Source organism: Tsukamurella soli, from assembly GCF_039541155.1.
GTDB classification, from domain to species: Bacteria; Actinomycetota; Actinomycetes; order Mycobacteriales; family Mycobacteriaceae; genus Tsukamurella; species Tsukamurella soli.
In genome coordinates, this window is record NZ_BAABFR010000204.1 from 1 (window position 1) to 2,910 (window position 2,910).

General features: G+C 70.8%; 1 protein-coding gene. It reads left to right on the plus strand.

What is annotated here, in order from left to right:
• Positions 1–996: 996 nt before the first annotated feature.
• Positions 997–2,910, plus strand: a 1,914-nt coding sequence (locus ABD908_RS26995) for an MFS transporter (RefSeq protein ID WP_345001943.1), incomplete at its 3' end; no start/stop codon positions are given.

Consider the following 2,910-nt stretch of genomic DNA (forward strand, 5'->3'; position numbering starts at 1 on the left):
CAAGGAGTTGGGACTAGTGGTTGTCTTCCTAAGACCGCTTGGCCTCCGACTTGGTGTCGCCCTCGTGGGCGGGGGGCCGGGCGACCCGGATCTCATCACCGTGCGCGGACGGCAGCTGCTCGCGCAGGCCGACGTGGTGGTCGCCGACCGGCTCGCGCCGCCGCGGCTGCTCGCCGAGCTGGCGCCGCACGTCGAGGTGATCGACGCCGCGAAGGTGCCCTACGGGCGCGCCATGGCGCAGCAGGCCATCAACGAGGTGTTGATCGACCGCGCCACGGCCGGGAAGTTCGTGGTCCGCCTCAAGGGCGGTGACCCCTACGTCTTCGGCCGCGGCTACGAGGAGCTCGAGGCGTGCGCGGCGGCGGGGGTGCCCGTGATCGTCGTCCCCGGGGTGACGTCGGCGTTCGGTGCGCCGTCGGCCGCGGGCATCCCTGTGACGCACCGGGGCGTGACTCACGAGGCCGTCGTCGTCTCCGGACACGTGGCCCCGGGCCACCCGGACAGCCTCGTCGACTGGGACGCGCTGGGGCGGCTACGCGGCACCGTGGTCGTCCTGATGGGGGTGGAGCGGCTCGGTGCCATCGCCGACGCCCTGCTGGCCGGCGGCCGGCCAGCGGACACGCCGGTGGCGGTGGTCGAGAACGGAACCACCGACAACCAGCGTACGACCCGCGCCACGCTGGCTACCGTCGCCGCCGTGGCGGGCGCCGCGCAGGTGCGCCCGCCGGCGATCATCGTGGTCGGCGCGGTCGCCGGATTCGGCGGCGCGACAGGGGAGTAGCGACGCCACGAGCCCGACAGCGGCCCGCGGACACGCGCGAATGTGTGCGGTCCACAACTTTCTCGGGCAGGTGATCGGATCCCGGATGGATCCTCTCAGCTGCAGGTCAGCGCCTCGACTGGCGAATCGGCGTCAGCCACAGTGGTCACACGAATCACAACTGTTACATCCAACGATTTCCCGGCACCTTCCACGGGCCTGTAACGTCGAAACCCATGACCGCAGTTTCGGCGCCCGAGGCGCCCAGCCAGACGTATGCCGTAAAGGGCCATGCGTTCGGCCTTGCGATCCTCGTGCTCAGCGGGATGTATTTCCTGTCCGTTCTGGACGGGACCGTCGTGTTCGTGGCGATGCCCAAGATCCAGGCCGGACTGCACCTCTCCGACGCCGCGAAGGTCTGGGTGTTCGGTGCGTACGCGGTGGCGTTCGGCGGGCTGATGCTGCTCGGCGGCCGGCTCGGCGACACCTTCGGCCGCAAACGGATGTTCATCTCGGGCGTCACGTGCTTCACCATCACGTCGGGCCTCGCGGGCGCTGCGGGCGTCCTCGGCGGCGTCCTCGGCATCAGCTCGGAGGCCTGGCTGCTCATCGCCCGCACCCTGCAGGGTGCATCGGCGGCGGTCGCGTGTCCCACCGCGCTTGCGCTGGTGGCCACGACTTTCGCCCCCGGACGCGCCCGCAGTCAGGCGTTCGCGATCTTCGGTGCGATGGCCGGCGTGGGCTCGGTGGCCGGCCTGATCGCCGGCGGCGTACTCGCGACGTGGCACTGGAGCCTGGTGTTCCTCATCAACGTCCCGGTCGGGCTCGTGTGCGCCATCGGCGGCCTGATCGCCCTGCACGAGTCGGCGGCCGAGCGCCGTCACGCGCTGGACTTGCGGGGTGCCGTCCTCGCCGTGGTCGGCTGCGCGGCCGGCATCTACGGCGCCACCGCCGGACCCGAGGGGTGGACGCAGCCGGGTGTCATCGTCGCGTTCGGGCTCGCCGCCGTCTGCCTACTCGTGTTCCTGGCGGTCGAGAAGGGCACCCGCAACCCGATCCTGCCGTTCTCCCTGTTCCGCAACCGCAACCGCGTCGCCACCATGGTCGCGATTCTGATCTGCGGCGCCGTGATCCCCACGATGGGCTTCTACGTCGCGCTCACGTTCCAGCAGGTGCTGGGATACGAGCCGTGGCAGTCCGGTGTGGCGCTCGTGCCGTTCGCGGTGGGTATGGGCATCGCGATGGCCGTGTCGGCCGCGCTCACGCAGCGTATGCAGGCGCGATGGATCGTCGCCATCGGCGGCATCGTCGTGCTAATCCCGTGTCTGATCGTCTACAACCTCATCAACGGCTACGCCGTGGACCTCGGTCGTGCCACCGTCCACATCTCGTACTTCCCGGAGATCTCCGTGCCGGTCTTCGTGATCGGCCTCGGCGTGGGGCTCGCGCTGACCCCGCTGTTGTTGTGCGTCGTCGCAGGGGTCCGGCCCACCGAGATCGGCCCGCTGACCGCGCTCACCGAGGTCGCGCAGAACCTGGGCGGCGTCGGAGGCCTCGCGATCGTCCAGGTCTTCGTCACCTCGCGGATCATGTCCAAGGGTGGACCCACATCGGGCTCGCTCAGCACCGACCCGGCGTTGCACAGCCAGCAGCTGCATGCCCTCGCCTCCGGCTACGCCCTCGCCTTCCTCGCCTGCGCGGGGATCGTGGTGCTCGCCGGCATCGTGGTGGTCCCGTTCATGCGGTTCAGCCCGGAGGACGTCGCCGAGGGCCAGGCCGCGCAGGAGTCCAGCAAGTCCGGCGGCGCCATCCCGTCGACCTCGTTCCCCGCGCTCGCCTTCCATGACGACGCCGACGTCGAGGACGAGTGGGAACCGATCGAGGGCGATGTCACCTCGGGCACGTTCCCCGCGATCAAGCGGTCCGACTACGAGCTGGTCTACAACGAGCGCCCGGGCGAACCCGAGCCCGCACCGTTCACCGACCGCATCCCGATCCTCGCCCGTCGCCGCACCCGCGGGCCCGAGCCGCAGCCTGACGAGTCGGCGACGACCGCGATCCCCGTCGCCGGCGCCAAGCGGGCGTGGGGCTCCGACGGTGACCGTGCCCGCGTCAGCGAGCCGCGTTCCGCCACGCACCCGAGCGGCCCG